Here is a 22,161-nt window from a genome sequence, read left to right as displayed (position 1 = left end):
CATTGCCTGGGACACATCCAGCTGCAGTCAGAACACGGTGTATCCAGGCGTCAGTGTGGCGAGCGGGTCGTAGCGCTGCTTGGCGTCATGGAGCAGCGACCATCTCGGCCCGAAATGATCCTTCCAGTCGTTCTGCGACATGGAAAACGCACTCACCGGATAGAGGACGCCGCCTGCGTCGCGAAGGCGCTCGTAAAGCGCACGGTTGCTGATGACCATGTGTTCCGCCTTGGCCGCATCCTTCGATGCCGGGATGCGAATGAGATTGAACGGGAAGGCGATGCTCTCATCCGGCATCCGGATAAGGGGCGTATGCAGCGCCTTTGTGAACATCGGGTAATAGGTAATCCGTCCGAAAGGACCGACATCCGAGTTTTTGAGCCCGGCCAGAATGTCGCCGGCAAGCTGCTCGGCGTTGGAGCCGCGCAGGAATGTCAGCAGCCACGGATGAGGATGAAACCATTGGCCATTCGAACGGAGCAGGCTTTCCAGGCGCGCAAACGCGCTGAGATCCTCGCTATAGGTCAGATCGGACATCACCGCCGCGCTGCGCTGATCCGACAAGCCGGCGAGCACGGCATCATTGTCGGGAGCCGCCTGGCCGTCGTAGTGGACGGCGCTCTCGAGCTGATATCGCCACGCGCCGGCGCCGTCGGGCAGAATGGCGCCCTGCAGTTGATCGAAACGGCCGTCGGTGAGCACTGTCCGCTGATCGGCCGTCAAGGAGCGCAAGTCGGTGTAAAATAGGTTGAACCGCCGAACCCGTTGCGGGGCTGGCACCAGACGCAAGATGGCCCGCGTGACGATGCCGCACTGGCCAAGCCCCGCACGGATGGCGTCGAAAAGATCCGGATTTGAGTTTGGCGAACACGTGAGGTGACGACCGTCACCGGTCACTACATCGAGGGCGAGAACATTGTCGGTCTGTATGCCGTATCGGAATGTCGTCGGGCCTATGCCGCCGACAGCAAGCGTGCCGCCCACGGAGAGTTCAAGATAATTCGTGAGCACCGGCGGCGTCAGCCCATGCGGCAAGGCGGCGTCGAGAACGGCGCTCCATGTCGCGCCGGCATCGACACTGATGCGATCCGGCTGGACATCATGGATCGTGCGCATCGATGTCATGTCGAGCACGACGCCGCCCTCCGCCATCGCCCGGCCGAAGACCGAATGGCCCTGTCCACGGGCCGCGACCTTCAAACCCCGGCTCGCTGCCCACGGCATCAACTCGGCGATATCGGCCGCCGATACCGGTTTGAGAACGGTCTGCGGTTTCCTATGAATGAGGTGGCCGAAATCCTCTGCCGCTGCGGTGACGGCGTCGCCGGCGACCGAGGGGGTCTCTTCCGCCTTCGCGGCCGCTGCCAGACCGGTGGCCTCTGCCGCCAGCGCTGCGGTCGCGGTGAGGCCTGCATGCAGCAGTGTCCGCTTGTTCGTGGTCATGATGCGCTCCTCTCTTGGATGACAGGCAAAAAGCGCGGCGGCACCAACCTTCCATTCTATATCGGGTGGCCGCCAGCCGAGACAACCGGCTGTGATTGACATAGACTCTTCCGAAGATCGGGAGAGTTTCGATGGACCGGTTGGATGATCTTGCAGCCTTCGTGGCGATTATCGAGAAGGGTAGCCAGACGGCCGCTGCCCGCGACTTGCGCCGGTCGCTGCAATCGATCAACCGGTCGCTGACGGCGCTCGAGCGCGGCGTGGGGATCGCCTTGATAAACCGCACGACGCGCCAGTCGACCCCCACCGAAGCCGGGCTTGCCCTCTATCGCCGCATCAAGCCAGCCCTGATCGAGATCAACGATGCCAAACGCGAAGCCGCCGACAAGCGCGCCGAACCCTCAGGCCTGTTGCGTGTCGGAGCCCCGGTCCTGTTTGCGCCCGCCTTCGTAGCGCCGGTGGTTTGCGATTTCCTGGAGCGGTATCCGGCGGTCGAGGTGGAGCTCAAGGTCTCGGATCGCCAGGTCGATCTGCTGGAGCAGGGACTTGATCTCGCCGTGCGTATCCGGGAGATGCCCGACTCCACGCTCAAGGCCAGACGCATCGGCGAATTGCGTGTCGTTATATTTGGCGCGCCAACTTATTTCGCCCGGTACGGCCGCCCCGGACATCCAGATGATCTCGAAAACCATCACTGCGTTCTTCACGCCGCCGATGATCCGGACATCGAGAAATGGCCGTTCCGTGTAGCAGGGAAGCATAAGAGCGTCCGCGTCCGTGGGCGCTTCAGGACGGATAGTGCGGCTGCCGCCCATGTTGCCGTCGCGCGCGGGCTTGGACTGGGCCGCGCGCCGCTCTGGCAGATCCGCCGCCTGGTCGACGACGGCGTCGTGGAGGTGGTACTCGCGGACTTCGAAATCACGAGGATTCCAATCCACGCCGTCTGGCCATCCACAAAGATACCCCTTGCGAAAACAAAATTGTTCACAGACGTCCTGGCCACCCGATTAAAGAGCGCGGACTTCTAATGCATGTCGCTCAAAAGTCTGCAGCGGTCATCCAATAGAGAGACCTAATGCGAAGAGACCGATCTGCTTTGGCCACGGCACTTGGCCACGATCAGGAACTCCGTCTCCCGACCCCCGATCTTGCCGGCTGAGGTCGTGCGAAGCAGAAGACCGAAAGCTTCATAGAGCCAATAAAGCGGGGGAATTCTATCCTTGAGCGCATGCACCTGCGTCGACACATATTCGCCGACAAAGACGACATCCATGCCGAGGTCTTTCAATGTCCCGGCAATCTCCGAATGGGATGCCTCCGCGGCGTGCTCGACGCGGAATGGGGCATAACCCGGCTTTCCGGCGTTTTTCTGCCGCAACACGTAGCGATAGAACAAGACGTGTGTCCACCAGGGCGTCAGATCGGTGAAGATCCCCTTGGCTGAATTCAGGATCGGACCCTTGACGAACACCAGGCCACCGGGAGACAGGGTATCATGGGCTCTCAACAAGGCAGAGCGCGGGCTTTCCAAATGCTCGAGAACGTCCCAGAAGACGCAGGCGTCGAAGTGACGATCTCCATAGTCGATGGTCTGAGCATCGCCGAGGATCCTCTCAGCGGCGTCCTGGTTCTTTTCGAGTTGCTCTTTGGAGATGTCGACAACGGTATATCGCGCTCCTTTCAAGGGGATATGCGTGCGAGAGCCGCCTCCGACCTCAAGGATATTTGTATCAGTCTTGCTGGAAAATGCTGATTGTGCGTGCGAGAGCGCGTCGTTTACCCACGGCGAAGCCATAATCTTTCCCTCCCGAAAGATTAGCGTTTACGACTATAAGTAAGCATTAATATAATATTTTAGCAATATTTCAACATGACTAGTCAAGTGGCGCGTCCGGCCGGAATGGCAGGCAAGCCCATCAGCCTAGTTTCGCGCAACCTTCCTGATGTATCCGCAGGTCTGATGATCTTTAAGGCGCTTCAGCCGGAGGAATGCATGGCGGTGGGAATTTTTCGAGCTCTGGCTGCCCTGGCGATGATGACGGGTCTTGGCGGCTGCATCGACCATGCCAATGATCCCGTGCTCCTGGCGGTCGGCGTGCCGGTCAATCCGCCGGTCGTTGCGCACGGCCTTTGCATGACCGACGGCAACGCCATGTATGACGAGGCGAGAAAGCAGTATCAGCTGCGCGCCCAGCTGACCGGCTATGCCGGGGCGGATGAGTTGGAAGCCGAAACCACGGCGCGCGCTGCCGCCCATCGCCAATATGTCGCTTGCCTCTCCGGCCAGGGTTACCGGACATTATACGCGAATTGAGAACAGAGAATTCACGTTTCGTCACCAGCGCCGTTCGAGCTCTTTGCTGATTGCGAATTTTCACGTTTTTCGGCGATTTAGTCACGCCGGATCGCCTGCAATCACGAGTTTTGGAATTGCATGTGAGCCATGGAACTCCGCTCGTCTGAAAGGCATTTTCCTAAGATAAATCCATAAGGAGGGTTTATCATGAAGATGTTCAGGCTTGCCCCATCCACCGCCGTGCTCGGCGCCCTTCTCGCCCTCACGTCGATCATCCCCGCGCAGGCAGCACCAGTTCAGACGGCTCGACCGCCCGCTGTCTCGGATGTAAAAATGGTGCAATATAAATCACATGCCGGGTCCTGGCATGGTTATCAGGGCTTTCGCACGGAGCGCCCCGGCACCCGCCGCCATTCCGATGGCTACTGGTATCCGCTTGCCGCCTTCGGCGTCGAGGCCGGCACCACGGGCTCCATCGTCCGCCAGCCGGTGAACAGGACGGCAGCTCGGGAAATGTGCAACCCTACGTTTTCCGGATCGATCGGCCCCGGCAGCATGCCTTGCGATAACGGCTATTGAGCCGGCAAATGAAAGAGGCGGCGATGAGCCGCCTTTTTCTTGATCGGGCCGCTGCTCACATGTCTGTGATGGCCGTTGCGGCGCCGTAGTATGTGACAGATCCGCTTCCTAACTCCGGGGCGTAAATTCCACGAATCCTCCCAAGGAGACGATTATGACCACGACTTTCAAGACCGGCCTGATGGCCGCTGCCTTCGGCGTAATCCTCGGCCTTTCGGCCTTCTCGGCCATGGCAGCTCCCCTCCAGTCGAGCGCGACAGAGCAAGGTTCAGCCGAGCGTCCGGTTGCCCAACAAGAAACCACGGTTGAGCATGACAGGCGCACCACCGGTTCGATCGGTGAGCGCGGCTCGGAAACCTCAGGTCGGATGACGCCTTACATGATGAACCCGAAGAAGCCCCTCAAGATGGATTGCAAGCTCGGCTTCAACCCGGGGAGCGGCTCCAGCTGCAACTATTGAGGACGCCTCGGCATCTCGCGATTTGAGCAGGGGCGGCTTCCGGGCCGCCCCCTTTCGCGTGTCGATTGGCAATCTTGCATTGACTGCAAAAATGCATTAGGTATAAATACTCGGGACGTGGCGGAAAAATCTGGGAAACGCCGCTCAGGCAAGCGATTGACGCCTCTGCCTTGGAATTGCCATGCTCGCCGCGATGGTCGCTTTTCATAATCAATCGAATTTCAGACGGGTGGGATAGTCATGACTGCAAAGGCCGCATGCTCCGATTTCCTGCATTTTTTTCGCTCCTGGGTCAGCAACCCGCTTCGGGTCGCGGCCATCGCGCCGTCGGGGGATTCGCTTGCCAGGATCATGACCAGTGAAATTGCCGCACTCGACGGGCCGATCATCGAGCTCGGCCCGGGAACCGGCGTCTTTACCCGGGCGCTGCTGGCGCGCGGGGTGAGTGAAGCGGATCTGACGCTGATCGAGTACGGTCCGGAGTTCATCTCATCGCTGCAGACGCGTTTTCCGACCGCGCGTGTGTTGCAGATGGATGCCGCCCATCTCGCCCATGCCGATATCTTCGAAGGCGAACCGGTCGGCGCGGTTGTCAGCGGCCTGCCACTTTTGTCCATGTCGCCGCGCAAGATCGCCTCGATCCTGGCCGGCGCCTTTGCCTATATGCGTCCGGGCGGCGCCGTCTACCAGTTTACCTATGGTCCGCGCTGCCCGGTGCCGCGGCCGATCCTCGACCGTCTCGGTCTGAAGGCAGTGCGCATCGGCGGCACGGTGCGCAACCTGCCGCCGGCCTCGGTCTACCGGATTTCGCGCCGCAAGCCGCTGGAACTGTCGCGCGAGCGCTTCAGTTATCGCCAGAGCGCGGCAGACATCGACGACGTCGCCGCCTTTTCCAACGAAACCGGCGGCTGAACGATGATGCCGGGCCGGAATGGCTAAGAACAAGCGGGCGGAAACGACGGAAGGCAGGCGGGAACGCAAGCGGCGGCAGACGCGCGAGCGCATCGAGCAGGCGGCGATGACCCTCTTCCTGCAGCGCGGCTTCGAGGCCACGACGATCGAGGACATCACCGAGGCGGCCGATGTCTCCAAACGCAGTTTCTTCGATTATTTCCCCTCCAAGGAAGAGGTGGTTTTCGCCTGGCAGGATGCCTTTGCCGATCGCCTGATGGCTGCAATCGCCGCAAGGCCGGCGAAAGAAACCTCCGTCGCGGCGGTCGAGGCGGCGATCACCGCAACCGTCATCGCGTCCGTCGATGAGCCTGGCCTGGCGCTTGGCGAACTCATCCATCGCACGCCGGCGCTGAAGGCCCGCGACCAGCTGAAATACGCCAAGCTCGAACAGAAGCTCGCCGAGGCGCTGCTGCTGCGCAAGGGAGGTGATCCGCTTGAGCGGCCCCGCATGCGCGTCCTTGCGGCCATCGTCATCGGTGCGCTGCGCGTCGGGGCTGAGCTCTGGCAGCAGCGCCCGCCAAGCGTTTCGCCGCAGGATTTCGCCCGGGAGATTTTCACCGACCTTTGGAAGATGCTGGCGGAATTGGGCGACGAGGCAAAGACCAGGCGTTGACGCGGGGGCCGCCTGCGCCTCCGTGTGCACTTCCGACCAGATCAGCTCGATGTCGATGTTTCCGCTCCATCCCTGTGATCAGGCCCTGTTATCGGAACCGGGCCGTCCTATATCTGCAAGCGTCGTAGCGGCCACATTCTGATGATCCCCGCGAGCAGATCTTCACCATGCCGGGCATCGCTTTCGATCAGGGCAGACATTCGCGCTCGAAGGCATCTCCGAAAGCCTCGGCATCCGTGCCGCGGCTGTTCAACCGCCTCCGACCGTTCCACCGATTTCAATATTTGATTGATAAGAGAGGAAAGACCATGTCCAGTCACAACGCAGCCCAATACAACGCAGCAAAGTCAGGCACCTTCAAGATCGGCGGCCATATCGAGGTCAACCGCCTCGGTTTTGGCGCCATGCGCGTCACCGGCAAGGGCATCTGGGGCGAGCCTTCCGATCATGCCGAATCCATCCGCACGCTGAAGCGCCTGCCGGAACTCGGCGTCAACTTCATCGATACGGCCGATTCCTACGGCCCCGATGTCTCCGAATGGCTGATCAAGGAAGCCCTGCATCCCTATGGCGGCGAGTCTGTCATCGCCACCAAGGGCGGCCTGACCCGCCACGGCCCCGATATCTGGCTGCCCGTCGGACGTCCGGAATATCTGATCCAGCAAGTGCATAAGAGCCTGCGCAATCTCGGCGTCGAGCAGATCGATCTCTGGCAGCTGCATAGGATCGATCCGAAGGTGCCGGCCAAGGAACAATTCGATGCGATCAAATCGCTGCTCGATACCGGCCTCATCCGCCATGCGGGCCTGAGCGAAGTATCCGTTGCCGATATCGAAGCCGCCTCGAAGCATTTCAAGGTCGCGACCGTCCAGAACCGCTACAATCTCGTCGACCGCACCAGCGAGGACGTGCTCGATTATTGCGCCAAGCACAATATCGGCTTCATCCCGTGGTACCCGCTCGCCGCCGGCGACCTCGCCAAACCCGGCTCGCTGCTCGATACCATCGCCAAAAAGCACAATGCAGCCCCCAGCCAGATCGCGCTCGCCTGGGTGCTGAAGCGCAGCCCGGTGATGCTGCCGATCCCCGGCACCTCCAAGGTCAAGCATCTTGAGGAAAACGTCGCCGCCGTCGACATCACCCTCTCGAACGAAGAATTCTCCGCCCTCGACGCCGAGGGCAGCAAGGTCTTCAAGGCTGCTTGACGAGGCGAGGAGCGGAAAGATTGCGGCATATCCTCTTCTCCCCTCGGGGAGAAGGTGCCGGCAGGCGGATGAGGGGCAAGCCCATCGCGATCCCCGAGGTCGCAATTTTCGGCATAATTTTGACCATCTGGTCAAACATGCTGCAAAATGAGGCGGTGGCGTGCCGCTTAGAAGGCAAGCATTGCGCTCAGCGCATTGCTGCATTGCGGTATTTTCGCTATTCCGAATCAAAAGAATTGGCTATACCTATCTTCGTAAGCAGCGCACTCCTCCTCCCAGCGCTCTTACATCGGACTGACAACACTCCTCCTCCCAGTTGTCAGTCAGGATCAAGAGCCCGGCGCACCTCCTCCCGCGTCGGGCTTTTTTCTTTTCCCCAATATCTCCAAGTCGAAATCGATCAATTGCCGATCCGGGCAACGCCGGTCCTGCCGTTGTCTCGGGTCCATTTAATCGTGTTGGCGCCGGCGCGTTCGAGTTCGAAGCACATCGGCTTGCCCTTGTTCCAACTCTGGAATTTCTGGCAGAGGCGGTTGGCGTCGATCCACCATTGGCCGGTATCGCTGGGTTTGACATAGCGGCCAAGGCCGATCGCCTGGCCGTTGCCGTCGACCTTGCCGGACGAGCGGAAGATCAGCGGCAGTTCACCGCCGAGCGGTGTGGAGAGGTAGACCGTCTTGCCGATGATGTCGCGGCGGATATCGGCCTCGCCAAGCGTCTCCGTCGAGCCGAGCGAAGGCATCAGCATCAATGTCGATAAGCATGTGATCCCGAGTAATTTCATCACCGTGATCCATCGATTGAACCTGATCGGGCAAAACGCCGCGGATAGCGGAAAAGTTTCAGGCGCAATTCCAGCAAAAGCGCGCAGTGGTTTTCGCAGGGGATTGCTCTTGTCCATCTCCCGAGGTTTGACTCGGCAAGCCTCGTCGGACTATTTGGACGGGCGCCGCCTGTCCGGTGGGTGAACCGATTGGAGTTTGGTCATGATCGGCAAAAGACGCGGCTTGCCCGCGGCTCTGACAGGTCTTCTGATTGCAACGATGGCGCTCGCCGGCTGCGGCGGCAGGCCGGTCGGTGTCATGCAGGCGGCCGGCACCGTGCCGGCCGGCACGTCGAAGGTCGATCTTCTCGTCGCGACGACGCGCGCTGCCGACGACAATCCTGCCGTGCTTTTCTCCGGCGAACGCGGCACCGGGCTCGCCGTCAATGCCGTCGACGTCTCGATCCCGCCGGAAGCCAATCGCAAGGTCGGCCAGGTGCAATGGCCAAGCCGCCTGCCGGCCGATCCGCTACGCGATTTCGTCACCGTTTCGGTCGATCCCTTGGAAGGCGAGCGGGCCGGCGAGACCTGGCTGAAGACCCATATGCCGAAGAGCCGCCGGGTACTGGTCTTCGTCCACGGCTTCAACAATCGTTATGAGGATGCCGTCTACCGCTTTGCGCAGATCGTCCACGATTCGCATGCCGACGTCGCCCCCGTCGTCTTCACCTGGCCGTCGCGCGGCAGCATCTTCGATTATAATTACGACAAGGAAAGCACCAACTATTCCCGCGACGCGCTGGAGGAGCTGCTGACCCGCACCGCCGCCAATCCGGCTGTCAGCGACATCACCATCATGGCCCATTCGATGGGCACGTGGCTGACGGTCGAAGCGCTCAGGCAGATGGCGATCCGCAAAGGTCATGTCGCACCGAAGATCAACAATGTTATCCTTGCCTCGCCGGATCTCGATGTCGATGTCTTCGGCCGCCAGTTCGCCAGCCTCGGCAAGGAAAGGCCGCACTTCACCATCTTCGTCTCGCAGGACGACCGGGCTCTGGCGCTGTCACGGCGCATCTCCGGCAATGTCGACCGGCTGGGCCAGATCGATCCCTCTGCCGAACCTTACCGCAGCAAGCTCGAGGCGGCCGGCATCACCGTGCTCGACCTTACCAAGCTCAAGGGCGGCGACCGGCTGAACCACGGCAAGTTCGCCGAAAGCCCGGAGGTGGTGCAGCTGATCGGCGACCGGCTGATTGCCGGCCAGACGATCACCGATTCCAATGTCGGTCTCGGCGAGGCCGTCGGCGCGGTGGCGATGGGCGCTGCCCAGACCGCCGGAAGTGCTGTCAGTGTCGCCGTCAGCACGCCGATTGCGATCTTCGATCCGCGCACCCGGCGCAACTACGACGCCCAGCTGAAACGTCTCGGCCAGTCGATGAACAACACCGTCGGTTCGGTCGGCGACAGCGTCGGCGCCGGCCTGCCGGAAAGCCAGTAAAAATTCCACAGAGCAATTCCAGCAAAAGTGCACAAAGAAATAGAGAATTTCCGTGATTCGGAGAAAACGGAAATTCTCTAGGCATTGCATCTTGATGTGATATATCAGATTCACGACGGCACTTCTGTCTGCCGTGCGATGGGTTGATGGCATGGCGGATGAGACGAAGAAGAGGGTAGCGGTCGTCGGCGCGGGCGTGATCGGCGCCTCGATCGCTTTCGAGCTGCAGCGGCGCGGGTTTGAGGTGACGCTGATCGACAAGGGCGAACCAGGTCGCGGCACCTCTTTCGGCAACATGGCAAGTATCGCGCTCGATTTTGCCGCCGGCTCCGGCCCTTCGACCTGGAAGAAGATTCCCGGCTGGCTGCTCGATCCGGAAGGTCCGGTCTGGCTGCGGCCTTCCTATGCGGCCAGGATGTTGCCTTGGTTCCTGCGCTTCCTCGCCGCCGGTCGGCCCTCGCGTCTCCGAGAGATCGAGGATGCCGGCATGAGCCTGTCGCACCGGGCGCTCGGTGACTTCAGAGAGATGCTCGAGGCGATCGGCGCACCCGAATTGATGACCGAGGAGGGCTGTCTGGCGATCTACGAGACTGAGGCGGAATTTGCTGCCGATCGCGGCCATCTCGCCATGATGCGGCGCTACGGCCTCGAATTCGAGGTTTTGAGCAATGGCGCCATCCAATATTACGAACCCACTCTGTCGCCGGCGATCGCCAAAGCCGTGTTGCTTCCCGACAACAAGTCGATCCGCGATCCCTACAAGCTGGTGGTGAAACTCACCGACGCCGCAAAGGCTGCCGGCACGACTTTCGTTTCCGGCACTGTGCGAAATATCGAGCGCAGGGGTGACGGCACCGCCGTCGTTCTCCTCGATGATGGCAGCCGCATCGAGGCGGGTTCGGTCGTGCTTGCCGCCGGCGTCCACACCCGCTTCCTCGCCGAAAAGCTCGGTGAGCCGATCCCGCTCGAAACCGAGCGCGGCTATCACACGCAGATCATGAAGCCCGGCATCGCGATGCGCTATTCGGTGATCTGGCCGCATCGCGCCTTCATGGTGACGCCGACGGCGGGCGGCATCCGGGTCGGCGGCAATGTCGAACTCGCCGGCCTTGATGCTGCTCCGGATTTCCGCCGTCCGCGGGTGCTGGTGCGCCATGCCCAGCGCGCGCTGCCCGGCCTCAAGGTCGAGGAGACGACGGAATGGATGGGTCATCGTCCGGCGCTGCCCGATACGATCCCGATCATTTCGCCGTCGTCGAAACTGCAGGGCGTTTTTTATGCGACCGGCCACGGCCATCTCGGCCTGACCTTTTCGGCAACGACAGCGCTGGTGATCGCCGATATGGTGACCGGGCTCAAACCATCCGTCGATATGACCCCGTTCCGCATAGACCGTTATTAGGAGGTCCCGATGTCCGAAACCACCAAACCCGTAGCGCTGATCACCGGCGGCGGCCGCGGCATGGGCGAGGCGATCGCCCGCGAGCTCTCCGCCCAGGGCTATCAGCTGGCGCTGATGTCGCCGTCGGAGAGCTGTGAAAAGCTCGCGGCCGAACTTGGCGGCGTCGCCTCGCGCGGCGTGGCCGAAAAGGCCGAGGATCTCAAGGCGATCTTCGACCTGACGATGAAGACCTATGGTCGCATCGACGCCGTCGTCAACCTGAGCGGCCATCCGCCGAAGGGCGACCTGCTCGATATTTCGGACGAGAACTGGACGCTCGGTTCCGACATGATGATCCTGTCGCTGGTGCGCGTGGCGCGGCTGGTGACGCCGGTCATGCTGAAACAGGGCAAGGGCGCCTTCGTCAACATCACCACCTTCGCCGCCTACGAGCCGACGCTGGTCTTCCCGGTTTCCTGCACCTACCGCGCCGCTGCCGGCGCCTTCACCAAGCTTTATTCCGATCGTTATGCGGCCGACAATATCCGCATGAACTGCATCCTGCCGGGTTATATCGACAGCCTCAACCACAAGCCCGGGACCGCCGAGACGGTCCCGATGAAGCGCATCGGCCATGTGGAGGAGATCGCCAAGACCGCGGCCTTCCTGCTCTCCGATGGCGCCGGTTATATCACCGGCCAGAATATTCGCGTTGATGGCGGCGTCACCCGTCACGTCTGATCTGGAGTTTTCGATATGAGATGGAAGCGCACGATCCAGCTGTTGGATGTCCATGCCGAAGGCGAGATCGGCCGCGTCGCTATCGGCGGCGTGCCGAAGATCCCCGGCGATACCATCGCCGCCCAGCTGCATTGGCTGAACACCGATCCGAAGGGCGACGAACTGCGCCGCTTCCTCTGCCTGGAGCCGCGCGGCGCGCCCATCGGCTCGGTCAACCTGTTGTTGCCGGCACGGCACCCGGAGGCGGACGCCGCCTTCATCATCCTGCAGCCCGACCAGGCGCATGCGAGTTCCGGCTCGAACTCGATCTGCGTCACCACGGCGCTTCTCGAATCCGGCATCGTCGAGATGAAGGAGCCGGAGACGATCGTCACGCTCGAAACCGCCGCCGGCCTCGTCAAGGCGACGGCGACCTGCCGCGACGGGCGCTGCGAAAAGGTCAGGCTGACCATGGTGCCTTCCTTCGTGCATGAACTCGATGTCGCAATCGACACGCCGCATTGGGGAAGGATCAAGGCCGATATCTGCTATGGCGGCATCTTCTATGCCCTCGTCGATGTCGGCCAGATCGGCCTGACGATCGAGAAGGCCAATGCCGCCGGCCTCGTCCAGGCGGGCATGATCCTCAAGGAGCTGATCAACCGCGACATCAAGGTCGTCCATCCCGAGATCCCGGCGATATCGGGCGTCGCCTATGTCATGTTCCGTGATACCGAAGCCGACGGCACGGTGCGTACCTGCACCACCATGTGGCCGGGCCGGGCCGACCGCTCGCCCTGCGGCACCGGCAATTCCGCCAATCTCGCCACGCTTTATGCCCGCGGCAGGGCCAAGGTCGGCGATACCTTCACCTCGAAATCGATCATCGGCTCCGAATTCGAAGTCGGCCTTCAGGCAGTGACCGAGGTGGCCGGCCGCCCCGCCGTCATCCCCACCATCACCGGCCGCGGCTTCACCTTCGGCCTGACCCAGGTAGCGCTGGACCCTTTCGATCCGCATCCGAACGGTTTTGCGCTGACGGATGTGTGGGGACCGTCGGCTGGGGAGATTTGACTGCGAGGGGCATGATGCCGGAAAGTGCGAGCGGTTTTCGGACGGTTCGCGTCGTTGGCTGCCCTCACTTTAGCTGTCCTCCGGCCTCGCCGAGGAGAAGAGGGAACCAGACGGCGGCATCCTCCAACGCTCCTCATCCTGAGGTGCGATCCGCAGGATCGCCTCGAAGGACACGTCACAACGCCGCTCCTTGCATCCGACTGACACCAGCGCGTCCGCCTCGTCCTTCGAGGCCCCTTCGGGGCACCTCAGGATGAGGCTCTCTTGAATGCCGGCGCTCCCGCGATGCTACGAAACTACCGCGACCGACTGATCAAAGCTGACGCAGGAGCATCCGCGTAACGATATTCGAAACGCGATCAGCCTCGCCTGTGCTCAGCATCCCCGGTTCGAGTGTCCCAACCCAGGATGGCCAGTTCGGCCACTGCCTCCAGTTCGCCGCGGGTCGCTTCGTCGCGGGCCAGGATCGACATGCCGTTCTGAACGGTCTGCACGAAGCGGGCAAGCGCGTGGACGTCGGTCGAGACCGGAATTTCGCCTGCTGATATCGCCTGGTTCAGGCGCAGCTTCAGGCGGTCGAGCGTGATGGCGCGGGCAGTTCGCACGAGTTCGCCGAGGTCCGCGTGGCCCTCGCTGCCGACCGAGGAGAGCGTCACCATGCAGCCGCGGGGAATATCCGCGACACAGCCGGTCAGGGCAGCGGCCGAATCCATCAGAAACGACATCACCGCTTCACGCGCCGTGCCCGCGGAAAAGAAGCCTGCCCAGACGAGCGCCTCGTTGTTGTCGCGATAGTGGCGCAGCGCCTCGGCATAGAGCGCCTCCTTCGAACCGAATGCCGCGTAAAGGCTCGGCGATCCGATCCCCATCGCCTCGGTGAGGTCGGCGATCGAGGTCGCCTCGAAGCCCTTGATCCAGAACAGCCGCGTCGCCTGCGCCAAGGCTGCTTCCCGGTCGAACGCCCGCGGCCGCCCGCGACTGCGGGCAGGGGTTTCATCGACGTTCGACATCTCGTCCGATTTTTGCATCGATCATTATATAAACCCATTGACACCCTATCGCAACGTGCCTAGCTATTTATGTGTCGATCACTATAGAAAGAGAAGATCATGACAGAACTGGCTGGAAAGCGTGCCCTCGTCACAGGCGGCTCGCGCGGCATTGGCGCCGCCATCGCATTGGCGCTTGCCGACAAGGGCGCCGATGTCGCCATCACCTATGAGCGTTCGGCCGACCGCGCCGCCGAAGTCGTCCGGGCGATCGAGCGCAAGGGCCGCAAGGCGCTTGCCATCCAGGCCGACAGCGCCGATCCGGCGGCGGTGAAGCGTTCGGTCGACGAGGCGGCCCAGGCACTTGGCGGTCTCGACATTCTCGTCAACAATGCCGCAATCGCGCTTTATGGTGCGATCGCCGACGTCAGCGTCGAGCAGATCGATGCGCTGCTTGATGTCAATGTGCGGTCGCCTCTGCTCGCTTCGCAGGCCGCCATTCCCTATCTGCAGGCGGGAGGCCGCGTCATTACGATCGGCTCGGTCGGCGCCGAACGCATCGTCGGTGACACCGGCACGGTCTATTTCATGACAAAATCCGCGCTCCACTCGTTTACCCGCGGCCTCGCGCGGGAACTCGGATCTCGCGATATCACCGTAAACCTGGTCCAGCCGGGTTCGACCGACACCGATATGAATCCCGCCGATGGCGACTTCGCCGATTTCCAGCGTGCCCTCATTCCACTTGGACGTTACGGCGAGCCGGAAGATGTGGCGGCGGCCGTGGCTTTCCTCGCAAGCCCTGCTGCAAGGCACATCACCGGAACCATCCTCACGGTGGATGGCGGCTTGAATACCTGAACCGGGACATGTTGCCGCGGGGCTGCGAAAAGACAGGGATCGACAGATATCGGTCCTTTTCTTTCGCGCAGGGGGCAGGGGTTGGGGGATATCGAGCCGTATCCGTGGTCTGGAGCAATCGACGAAGTGACGGACCCGCCAGCCCACGCACTAGCCGCACGGGGTGACGCTAGATCGTATCGGCGAGCCGGTGGCCGGGCGTGGCGGTTGCGTGCAATGCACGCTCCGCGTAGCTGTGCAGCAGCGCGGGATCATCGATCACATGTGCGGGAACGGCGTAGTAGCGGCGAACCGTGACCGTCCGGCCGGCAGCGCGGTAGCTGAACGGCTCGCAGCCATCTGCCTCGAACTCCGCGCCCATCGCTGCGTCGACGCGGAGATACAAAGTGCCCTTCATGACGAACCCTAACTGCGCGCCGTTTCGAACCAGGGCGGAGCCGCCGAAGAAGCGCCTGATATCGATGCATCCGGCTGGGGCAATCTGGCTCGCAAAGTCGAGCGCCAGCTGGCGTGTCGCCTCGCTATTCATGGTGCTGCTCCGCCAGAGGATCGAAGAAGCCGGTGATCGCGCCGAGCCGGCCATCGGAAATCACCCCGAAGCTCGTGCCGGTCTGCAAGACCCTCTCGTCTTCCTGGCGCAGTGCCCAGCGCGCCAGCGAACGGTCATTATGGTGGAGGACGCTCAATATCTTGAACCAGCCTCCCGGCATGCTCTCCTTGAAGCCGGCCATGTAAGCCGAGAGACCGGCGCGCCCGGCGATCGTTCCATTCGGGTCGCAATAGGTCACATCGTCAGCGAGGCAAGCCAGCATTTCCGGCTCGCGAGCGGAAGCATCCAGCGACCAGATGGCTGCATATCGATTCCAGAGGGCCTCAGGTGTCATAACATCGTCTCCAATTGATTGAATTCGTCTTCTATCGCCTGCCGCAGCCCGGCCTTGTCGTCACCGCCGCGAATGAGCACGAGAAGACCCTGATAGAAGGCCAGAAGGCGGGTGGCTGTTCTGTCCGCCTTGGCGCCATCGGCGTCCCGAACGAAGGTCGATGCCTCGGTCAGCCTTGAGCGGAATGTGGTGCGAAGGAGGCCGAGCGCCGCCTCGACACGGGGGTGCGGATCGGCACCACCGCCGAATTCCACCGCCATATTGGTGATCAGGCAGCCGAGCGAGCCATCGTCGGGCTCATGCAGGAGCGAAAGGAACAATTCGCGCAAGCCTTTAAGCCCGCTTCCCGGCGGCGCAAACCGCTCGATCCGTCCCTCCAGCACCGTGCAGTTGTAATGCCCGAACGCCGCGTCGAAGAGGCCGGCCTTGTCGCCGAAAGCGTGATAGATGCTTCCGCCTTTGAGCCCGGTCGCCTCCTCGAGATCCCGGATCGACGCCCCTTGATAGCCGTGCTTGCGAAAGATGTGCATCGCCCCCTTCAGCACTGCCTCCTCATCGAATTCCCGCGTTCGGCCCATTGTCGCCCCGATTCTTTATCAATTGTTCTAGAATGACTGCTCAAGAATGGAAATGCAACGGTCTCGGTGACTTTCGGCGAAAAATCTCGGCCCGGTCGAGTTCGGTCATCGCCGGCGAGCGCGGGATCGGCATGTAGCGAGGAGCGACTCGGGCTCATGACGAAGTTTGAAGTGAGAATAGACCATCCCGACCGTGGTGATCTTTGCACCCTTCCTGGCTCGAGCGATCCGCGTACCAGCCTGCGGGAGATGGTGTTTGATTCGGCTGAGAAAAATTCCGCTTGACAACTTTGATGACGAGTATCATTAATCCTATTATGATGACAGTTGTCATTAAAATGTAGAGCGACCGAAGCTGGGTGCTTTCTCTCCGACCCAGCCCTGCCGGTTCGGGCCGGATATTGGAGTAAACGATGAACACTTCTGTAAGATATCTTCGGTCTGCGACGTGTTATGCCGAGGCGCCCAACCTCTGGATCAATGTTGGGGAAACCCCTTTTGCCTATCGCGACCTTGGCCCCCAGGGTGGCGTGCCGATCATTCTTCTCAACCATTGGGGCGCGGTGTTGGACAATTTCGATCCCCGCATTGTCGATGGTCTCGCCACCAGGCATCACGTAATCGCCACCAATTACAGAGGTATCGGCGCCTCAGGCGGTACGGCCCCTCTGACCATCGACGAGATGGCACGCGACACGATCGCGTTGATCCGAACGCTTGGGTTCAAAAAAGTCGATCTGCTTGGATTTTCTCTCGGGGGATTTGTCGCGCAGGACATCACGCTGAAAGCCCCCGATCTCGTGCGCAAACTTATTTTAGCCGGTACCGGTCCCGCCGGAGGCCGGGGCATCGAGAAGGTGGGAGCGATATCCTGGCCACTCATTATCAAAGGTCTGCTGACGTTGCGCGATCCAAAAACCTATCTGTTCTTCACGTCCACCGCCAATGGTCGCCAAGCCGCGAAAGCCTTTCTGGATCGGCTGAAAGAGCGGAAGGCGGGAAGGGACAAGGGGCCAACTCCAAGGGCTTTCCTGCACCAACTCCAGGCGATCAAAGCCTGGGGGCGGCAGGCGCCTCAGGATCTCGGCCGTATCACTATCCCGGTCCTGATCGCCAATGGCGACGATGACATCATGGTTCCGGCCGTCAACAGCGCCGATATGGCTCAGCGCATCCCCGAAGCAGAGCTGGTTGTCTACAAGGACGCCGGGCATGGTGGGATTTTCCAGAACTACGCCGATTTCGTGCCGAAGGCTTTGTCCTTCCTTGGCGCCTGATACCGCAATAGACTTCGAATTGGAGAAAGCCTCGTGAGGGCATTCGTCGTTGATAAGTACAAGAAGAAGGGCGCTTTGCGTCTGGCCAACCTGCCCGAACCGGAATTGCAGGACAATGATGTCCTGGTCCGGATTCAGGCCACGGCCGTAAACCTCCTGGACTCCAAGGTCCGGGATGGAGAGTTCAAGCTTATCCTTCCCTATCGCCCACCCTTCGTCCTGGGGCACGACGTTGCCGGAACGGTCGTCAAAGCCGGATCCGGCGTCAGGCGGTTCAAGGTGGGGGATCAGGTCTATGCACGGCCGCGCGATCATCGGGTCGGCACATTTGCCGAATTCATTGCCGTCGATGAAGCCGACGTGGCGCTGAAGCCGAACAACCTCAGCATGACGGAAGCGGCGTCCATCCCGTTGGTGGGGCTGACCGCGTGGCAGGCGCTGGTCGAGGTGGGCAAGGTAAAACCCGGCCAGAAGGTCTTCATTCAGGCCGGCTCCGGCGGGGTCGGGACTTTCGCCATTCAGCTCGCCAAGCATCTTGGCGCGACCGTCGCGACGACGACGAGCGCTGGCAATGCCGAGCTGGCCAGAAGCCTCGGGGCGGATGTGGTGATCGATTACAAGACACAGGATTTCGAGAAGGTCTTGTCGGGTTACGATCTCGTGCTGAACAGCCAGGATCCAAAGACGCTCGAAAAATCCCTGGCTGTGCTGAAGCCGGGCGGCCAGCTCATTTCCATTTCCGGTCCGCCCGATCCCGCTTTCGCCGGGAAGCTCGGCCTGAACCTGTTTCTGAAACTGGTGCTGCGCCTGCTGAGCCGAGGAGTCCGAAAAAAAGCCAAGCGTCTCGGCATTCGCTACTCGTTCCTGTTCATGCGCGCCGAAGGGCAGCAATTGGATCAAATCACCTCGCTGATCGAATCGGGCGCGATCCGCCCGGTCGTCGACAAGGTGTTCCCGTTTGAGAAGACCGGGGATGCGCTGGCCTATGTCGAGACCGGGCGTGCGAAGGGCAAGGTGGTCATCACGGTCGCAGACTAGAACCCTTGGAGAGCTCAGCGGCTCACCGGATTTTCATGACCTCTGCGACGCTGGCCCCTTCCCAGCCGACTTTACGCCTATCCAGCAACACACGCGTTCAACGCAATTCAAGGAGCTGACAGCATTGCATATATTAAGAAGGTCCACCGTTTTCGCACTCACCGTCGTTGCGGCCCTCATGTCATCGGCGGCATGGGCTGACAATAGCTCGCCTGTTGGCTTGTGGCGGAATGTCGATGACGTCAGCGGCAAGCCGAGGGCCTTGATCCGAATTACCGAGTCAAATGGCACATTGCAGGGCAGGATCGAAAAAGTCTTTCTCGCCGCGAACGAAAGCCCGACCTGCGCGAAATGCGAAGGCGCGCTCAAGAACGCGCCGGTCGTTGGCTTGGTCATCCTGAGCGGCCTGAAGAAGGACGGCGACGAATATACCGGTGGCCAGATTCTCGATCCGGACAATGGCAAGGTCTACAGCAGCAAGATTTCCGTCACCAACGGCGGCAAGAAGCTCAACGTGCGCGGCTTTATCGGCGTGTCATTGCTCGGACGTTCACAGGTCTGGGAACGTCAGCAATAATTTCTAACTCCTTGTGAAAGTGACACATGACCAGCAAGATACTCTTTGAGCCCTCGGTGCTCGGCTCCCTCACGCTCTCCAACCGCATCGTCATGGCGCCATTGACGCGCAACAGAGCGGGCGCCGGATTTGTGCCGGGGCATCTCATTGCCGAATATTATGCGCAGCGGGCCTCGGCAGGACTGATCATCTCGGAGGCGACCCAGATTTCGCAGCAGGGTCAAGGCTATCAGGACACGCCCGGCATCTACACAGAGGCGCAGATCGACGGCTGGCGTAAGGTGACCGACGCGGTGCATGCCAAGGGCGGCCACATCTTCCTGCAGCTCTGGCATGTCGGTCGGGTATCGCATGTCGACCTGCAGCCGGATGGGCAGCCCCCGGTGGCGCCTTCCGCCATCAGGGCCGCAACCAAGACGTTTGTGAACAACGCCTTCGTGGATGTGTCGGCACCTCGGGCGCTCGAACCGGGCGAGATCCCCGGCATTATCAAGGATTTCCGTGGCGCCGCCGCCAATGCGATCGCCGCCGGTTTCGATGGCGTCGAAGTTCACGGCGCCAACGGCTACCTGCTCGACCAGTTCGCCAGGGATGGATCGAACACCCGAACCGACGCTTATGGCGGCTCGGTCGAAAACCGCGCCCGGCTGACGCTGGAGGTGACGGCCGCGGTCATCGAGGAAGTTGGAGCGCAGCGAACCGGCGTTCGGATTTCGCCGGTGTCGCCGGCCAATGGGATATCCGTAACCGATCCGCAGGCGCAGTTCAACTACATCGTCGAGCAGCTCGACGAGATGGGCATTGCCTACCTCCATGTCGTCGAAGGCGCGACGGGCGGGGCGCGCGACGTTGCACCGTTCGACTATGAGGCGCTTCGCCGCAGGTTCAAGAACACTTACATCGCCAACAACGGCTACGATCTGGAACTCGCGACGGCAAGGCTGGAGCAGGGACTGGCGGATTTGTTCGCCTTCGGCAGGCCGTTCATTGCCAACCCGGATTTTGTCGAACGCCTGAAGGCCGGTGCACCGCTGGCCAATCTCGATATGGCGACGCTCTATGGCGGAGGTGCTGCGGGCTACACCGACTATCCCGCCATGGCCGCGCCGGTCGACGCCTGACTGCATAGGGCCGCGCATGCGCGGCCCTATTGCTTGCGCGCGTGATTTCCGATGGCGTCACGGCAGTCGGCCCGGCAGGCATCCAGGATTTCATCCGCCAGGGAAGAATTGTCCGGGCAGGCTCTCGAAAGGACGATGGCGCCCACGGCCTGAGCAAGGAGGCTGATGGTCAGCGCGCGCGATCCGGCGCCGGAGGCGTGATCGCGCGCCATGTCGCCCTCGAACGTGCTGAGCAGGTTTTCGATTCCTGCGGCAAAAGCCGATCTCGTCTCATCCGGCAGCCGTGCTGCTTCGCAACTTAGTGCCGCAGCGGAGCATCCCTGGCCGCGCGCATCCCGGTGCTCGCGCGAGATATAGGCTTCGATGGCGGCAAGCGCATCATATCCTGCGTAGCGTTCCGCGGTCTCGCCGAAACCCCTGGCGGTCGCCGCTGCGATCAGCTCCTCCTTGGATCGGAAGTGGTTGTAGAAGCCGCCATGAGTGAGCCCGGCACGCTCCATCAGTTCCGCCACCGCCACGCCATCGTACCCGCGCTCGCGAAACAGTTCGGAAGCGATGGTGATAATCCGCTCGTAGTTTTCCTGCTTTTTTTCCTTGGTGATCCGCACTTCGCAGCCCTTTCGACGGCCATGCCCAAACTATGATGTCGTGCGTCATTATAGCTTGACTTATTGATGACGTATATCATTAATAATGTCAACCAATATAAGGATTACATCAGGGCAAGACGGACCTCACGGCATCCAACCCGCTGCAGAGGCGTCACAATCGTCGCGAAACGGGGAGCGAAGTATGTTTGAGGGTTTTGAAAGCGGCCGGATTGCCGTCGATAGCGTGGAGATCGCTTATGTCGCCGCGGGTGCGGGGGAGCCGCTGCTGATGCTGCATGGATTTCCGCAGACCAAGGCACTTTGGGCACGGATCGCACCAGAGCTGGTCGCGCTCGGCTATCGGGTGATCTGTGCAGATTTGCGCGGCTATGGCGCCTCCGACAAACCACCGGCTGGCGCTGATCTGACCAATTACAGCTTCCGCGCCATGGCAGCCGATCAACTCGGTTTGATGAAAGCGCTTGGACACGAGCGGTTTCACCTCGCGGGTCACGACCGCGGCGCCCGGGTGGCGCACAGGCTGGCTCTCGACCATCCTGCTGTTGTGGCGAGCGTCACTCTGATGGACATCGTGCCGACGGCCGTGATGCTGGGCGACCTGCGCCGCGAGGTCGCTCAAAGCTATTGGCACTGGTTCTTCCTCGCTCAACCCGCGCCGTTCCCGGAGCGAATGATCGAAGCCAATCCCGATCTCTTTTATGAAACCTGCCTGTTTGGATGGGGCGCGGCAGGCCCGCAGGATTTCGACGCCGAACAGCTCGCGGCCTATCGGGCTTCATGGCATGATGCCAAGGCGATTGCCGGCGGCTGCAACGATTACCGTGCGGCGCTGGCCGTCGATCTCGCCGACGATCTGGCGGAGCAAGGGAGACGTATATCGGCGCCTGCGCTGATCCTGTACGGCACCGCCGGCGCGATGGCCAAACTCTATGATCTCCCAGCCACCTGGGCGGATCGCTGCACGACCATGGACGCTCGCGCTGTACCAGGCGGACATTTTTTCCCGGACTCCGCGCCGGTCGAAGTTACAGAACAAGTGGCTGCGTTTCTTGGGCGTCATCCTTTTACCCCTGTGTCGGAGTAACGTCCGGACGATTGCACCGCCGCGCCGTCACGCTGTAAAACTTTGGACTGCTGCCTCGAGCAGCTCTCCGAGCGCCTGCGATATCACGCTTCAGTGGAACGGCCGGTCGGCCAGGGTGGACAGGGCTTGCTCGACAACGGCGACATACCGCA

26 protein-coding genes are annotated in these 22,161 nt (G+C 61.4%); 18 read left to right on the top strand and 8 right to left on the bottom strand.

What is annotated here, in order from left to right:
• Nucleotides 1-27: 27 nt before the first annotated feature.
• Nucleotides 28-1,443, bottom strand: coding sequence for an FAD-binding protein (locus RWJ89_RS16145; RefSeq protein WP_246732159.1), 1,416 nt, complete (start codon nucleotides 1,441-1,443; stop codon nucleotides 28-30).
• Between the two features lie 131 nt (nucleotides 1,444-1,574).
• On the opposite strand from RWJ89_RS16145, the gene RWJ89_RS16140 reads away from it, so the two are divergent.
• The gene (locus RWJ89_RS16140) at nucleotides 1,575-2,471 is read left to right on the top strand and encodes a LysR family transcriptional regulator (RefSeq protein WP_168283756.1); all 897 of its coding nucleotides are present in this window, start codon (nucleotides 1,575-1,577) and stop codon (nucleotides 2,469-2,471) included.
• Nucleotides 2,472-2,515: 44 nt separating this feature from the next.
• Here RWJ89_RS16140 and RWJ89_RS16135 read toward each other — a convergent pair whose 3' ends face one another.
• Nucleotides 2,516-3,238 carry a class I SAM-dependent methyltransferase gene (locus RWJ89_RS16135; RefSeq protein ID WP_020048253.1) on the bottom strand — a complete coding sequence of 241 codons (723 nt, stop codon included), beginning with the start codon at nucleotides 3,236-3,238 and terminating at the stop codon, nucleotides 2,516-2,518.
• A 198-nt stretch (nucleotides 3,239-3,436) separates the two neighbouring features.
• Between RWJ89_RS16135 and RWJ89_RS16130 the strand changes: the two genes are divergently transcribed.
• From RWJ89_RS16130 to RWJ89_RS16105, 6 genes are all read left to right on the top strand, one after another.
• Nucleotides 3,437-3,757: a hypothetical protein gene (locus RWJ89_RS16130; protein WP_168263374.1), complete on the top strand. Its 321-nt coding sequence runs from the start codon at nucleotides 3,437-3,439 to the stop codon at nucleotides 3,755-3,757.
• A gap of 189 nt (nucleotides 3,758-3,946) precedes the next feature.
• Complete coding sequence (locus tag RWJ89_RS16125) at nucleotides 3,947-4,318, top strand: cell surface protein (RefSeq protein ID WP_316031133.1); 372 nt, start codon at nucleotides 3,947-3,949, stop codon at nucleotides 4,316-4,318.
• 154 nt (nucleotides 4,319-4,472) lie between these two features.
• Complete coding sequence (locus tag RWJ89_RS16120) at nucleotides 4,473-4,778, top strand: hypothetical protein (RefSeq protein WP_168283757.1); 306 nt, start codon at nucleotides 4,473-4,475, stop codon at nucleotides 4,776-4,778.
• A 240-nt stretch (nucleotides 4,779-5,018) separates the two neighbouring features.
• Nucleotides 5,019-5,690, top strand: coding sequence for a class I SAM-dependent methyltransferase (locus RWJ89_RS16115; RefSeq protein WP_168283758.1), 672 nt, complete (start codon nucleotides 5,019-5,021; stop codon nucleotides 5,688-5,690).
• A 19-nt stretch (nucleotides 5,691-5,709) separates the two neighbouring features.
• The gene (locus tag RWJ89_RS16110; protein ID WP_316031132.1) at nucleotides 5,710-6,345 is read left to right on the top strand and encodes a TetR family transcriptional regulator; all 636 of its coding nucleotides are present in this window, start codon (nucleotides 5,710-5,712) and stop codon (nucleotides 6,343-6,345) included.
• Between the two features lie 308 nt (nucleotides 6,346-6,653).
• Nucleotides 6,654-7,550: an aldo/keto reductase gene (locus tag RWJ89_RS16105; RefSeq protein ID WP_221998586.1), complete on the top strand. Its 897-nt coding sequence runs from the start codon at nucleotides 6,654-6,656 to the stop codon at nucleotides 7,548-7,550.
• A gap of 400 nt (nucleotides 7,551-7,950) precedes the next feature.
• On the opposite strand, the gene RWJ89_RS16100 is transcribed toward RWJ89_RS16105, so the two are convergent.
• Complete coding sequence (locus tag RWJ89_RS16100; protein ID WP_027666198.1) at nucleotides 7,951-8,334, bottom strand: hypothetical protein; 384 nt, start codon at nucleotides 8,332-8,334, stop codon at nucleotides 7,951-7,953.
• 202 nt (nucleotides 8,335-8,536) lie between these two features.
• On the opposite strand from RWJ89_RS16100, the gene RWJ89_RS16095 reads away from it, so the two are divergent.
• From RWJ89_RS16095 to RWJ89_RS16080, 4 genes are all read left to right on the top strand, one after another.
• Complete coding sequence (locus tag RWJ89_RS16095) at nucleotides 8,537-9,814, top strand: alpha/beta hydrolase (protein ID WP_221944484.1); 1,278 nt, start codon at nucleotides 8,537-8,539, stop codon at nucleotides 9,812-9,814.
• Nucleotides 9,815-9,965: 151 nt separating this feature from the next.
• Nucleotides 9,966-11,216, top strand: a complete 1,251-nt coding sequence (locus RWJ89_RS16090) for an NAD(P)/FAD-dependent oxidoreductase (protein WP_131663005.1) — start codon at nucleotides 9,966-9,968, stop codon at nucleotides 11,214-11,216.
• A 9-nt stretch (nucleotides 11,217-11,225) separates the two neighbouring features.
• The gene (locus RWJ89_RS16085) at nucleotides 11,226-11,936 is read left to right on the top strand and encodes an SDR family oxidoreductase (RefSeq protein WP_131663006.1); all 711 of its coding nucleotides are present in this window, start codon (nucleotides 11,226-11,228) and stop codon (nucleotides 11,934-11,936) included.
• Between the two features lie 15 nt (nucleotides 11,937-11,951).
• Nucleotides 11,952-12,989: a 4-hydroxyproline epimerase gene (locus RWJ89_RS16080; RefSeq protein WP_316031131.1), complete on the top strand. Its 1,038-nt coding sequence runs from the start codon at nucleotides 11,952-11,954 to the stop codon at nucleotides 12,987-12,989.
• A gap of 359 nt (nucleotides 12,990-13,348) precedes the next feature.
• Here the strand turns inward: RWJ89_RS16080 and RWJ89_RS16075 are convergent, their stop codons facing one another.
• The gene (locus RWJ89_RS16075) at nucleotides 13,349-14,017 is read right to left on the bottom strand and encodes a TetR/AcrR family transcriptional regulator (RefSeq protein WP_206105853.1); all 669 of its coding nucleotides are present in this window, start codon (nucleotides 14,015-14,017) and stop codon (nucleotides 13,349-13,351) included.
• A gap of 81 nt (nucleotides 14,018-14,098) precedes the next feature.
• Here RWJ89_RS16075 and RWJ89_RS16070 point away from each other — a divergent pair, with 81 nt between their 5' ends.
• A complete protein-coding gene (locus tag RWJ89_RS16070) occupies nucleotides 14,099-14,839 on the top strand; it encodes an SDR family NAD(P)-dependent oxidoreductase (protein ID WP_018447709.1) in 741 nt (246 codons plus the stop codon).
• 169 nt (nucleotides 14,840-15,008) lie between these two features.
• Here the strand turns inward: RWJ89_RS16070 and RWJ89_RS16065 are convergent, their stop codons facing one another.
• From RWJ89_RS16065 to RWJ89_RS16055, 3 genes are read right to left on the bottom strand one after another with little or no spacing between them, the layout of a single operon-like run.
• The gene (locus RWJ89_RS16065; protein WP_316031130.1) at nucleotides 15,009-15,368 is read right to left on the bottom strand and encodes a TfoX/Sxy family protein; all 360 of its coding nucleotides are present in this window, start codon (nucleotides 15,366-15,368) and stop codon (nucleotides 15,009-15,011) included.
• Entirely contained in the window at nucleotides 15,361-15,723 is a 363-nt protein-coding gene (locus RWJ89_RS16060) for a nuclear transport factor 2 family protein (RefSeq protein WP_077977420.1), read from the bottom strand. Before RWJ89_RS16060 ends, RWJ89_RS16065 begins: the two co-directional genes overlap by 8 nt.
• Entirely contained in the window at nucleotides 15,720-16,301 is a 582-nt protein-coding gene (locus RWJ89_RS16055) for a TetR/AcrR family transcriptional regulator (RefSeq protein WP_077977421.1), read from the bottom strand. The genes RWJ89_RS16060 and RWJ89_RS16055 overlap by 4 nt, the downstream gene beginning before the upstream one ends.
• 156 nt (nucleotides 16,302-16,457) lie before the next feature.
• Here RWJ89_RS16055 and RWJ89_RS16050 point away from each other — a divergent pair, with 156 nt between their 5' ends.
• From RWJ89_RS16050 to RWJ89_RS16030, 5 genes are all read left to right on the top strand, one after another.
• Entirely contained in the window at nucleotides 16,458-16,586 is a 129-nt protein-coding gene (locus RWJ89_RS16050) for a hypothetical protein (protein WP_276508026.1), read from the top strand.
• A gap of 128 nt (nucleotides 16,587-16,714) precedes the next feature.
• Entirely contained in the window at nucleotides 16,715-17,578 is an 864-nt protein-coding gene (locus RWJ89_RS16045; RefSeq protein WP_222060432.1) for an alpha/beta fold hydrolase, read from the top strand.
• Nucleotides 17,579-17,611: 33 nt separating this feature from the next.
• Nucleotides 17,612-18,616, top strand: a complete 1,005-nt coding sequence (locus tag RWJ89_RS16040) for an NADP-dependent oxidoreductase (RefSeq protein WP_168283764.1) — start codon at nucleotides 17,612-17,614, stop codon at nucleotides 18,614-18,616.
• 178 nt (nucleotides 18,617-18,794) lie between these two features.
• Nucleotides 18,795-19,193 carry a DUF2147 domain-containing protein gene (locus tag RWJ89_RS16035; protein ID WP_206111877.1) on the top strand — a complete coding sequence of 133 codons (399 nt, stop codon included), beginning with the start codon at nucleotides 18,795-18,797 and terminating at the stop codon, nucleotides 19,191-19,193.
• A gap of 26 nt (nucleotides 19,194-19,219) precedes the next feature.
• Complete coding sequence (locus RWJ89_RS16030; RefSeq protein WP_316031129.1) at nucleotides 19,220-20,314, top strand: alkene reductase; 1,095 nt, start codon at nucleotides 19,220-19,222, stop codon at nucleotides 20,312-20,314.
• Between the two features lie 26 nt (nucleotides 20,315-20,340).
• Here RWJ89_RS16030 and RWJ89_RS16025 read toward each other — a convergent pair whose 3' ends face one another.
• The gene (locus RWJ89_RS16025; protein ID WP_131639857.1) at nucleotides 20,341-20,922 is read right to left on the bottom strand and encodes a TetR/AcrR family transcriptional regulator; all 582 of its coding nucleotides are present in this window, start codon (nucleotides 20,920-20,922) and stop codon (nucleotides 20,341-20,343) included.
• Between the two features lie 184 nt (nucleotides 20,923-21,106).
• Between RWJ89_RS16025 and RWJ89_RS16020 the strand changes: the two genes are divergently transcribed.
• Complete coding sequence (locus tag RWJ89_RS16020) at nucleotides 21,107-22,009, top strand: alpha/beta fold hydrolase (RefSeq protein ID WP_168283766.1); 903 nt, start codon at nucleotides 21,107-21,109, stop codon at nucleotides 22,007-22,009.
• Nucleotides 22,010-22,161: the final 152 nt, after the last annotated feature.

It is taken from the genome of Rhizobium sp. 10PS4, assembly GCF_032464805.1.
GTDB classification, from domain to species: domain Bacteria; phylum Pseudomonadota; class Alphaproteobacteria; order Rhizobiales; family Rhizobiaceae; genus Rhizobium; species Rhizobium laguerreae.
This window is presented reverse-complemented; position numbering and strand designations above follow the sequence as displayed.